This is a genomic window from Actinoallomurus acaciae (genome assembly GCF_042429965.1).
GTDB lineage: Bacteria > Actinomycetota > Actinomycetes > Streptosporangiales > Streptosporangiaceae > Actinoallomurus > Actinoallomurus acaciae.
This window is the reverse complement of record NZ_JBHLZP010001318.1, coordinates 1-306: the sequence shown is the minus strand read 5'-3', so window position 1 is coordinate 306 and position 306 is coordinate 1. Positions and strand designations below refer to the sequence as shown.

Below are 306 nucleotides of genomic sequence, written 5' to 3'. Positions count from 1 at the left end.
GCCGGATCGAGGAGGCGGTCACCGCGCTTCGGCACGCCGCCGGCGCCTTCCGCGAACTCGGTGACCGCTGGTTCCAGGCCCGGTGCCTGCGCACGATCGCGGAGATCCTGGTCGGCGCGAACCGGCCCGCCGAGGCACGCGAGCCGGCCGAGGAGGCCGTACGGATCTACCAGAGCCTCGGCAACGAGGTCGGCGAGGCACGGGCGGAGCACATCCTGGCCAGGACGCGGCCGCCGGAGAAGCGCTGAGCCCCCACGCGGCCGGGAACCGCGCCCCGCTCGCCCCGAGCCCCGCTCGCCCCGCGCC

General features: G+C 77.1%; 1 protein-coding gene. It reads left to right on the top strand.

The window, feature by feature from the left end; translation table 11 throughout:
• Positions 1-248: tetratricopeptide repeat protein (locus tag ACFFNX_RS52300; protein ID WP_378213934.1), on the top strand; the 248-nt coding region annotated here is incomplete at its 5' end.
• Positions 249-306: the final 58 nt, after the last annotated feature.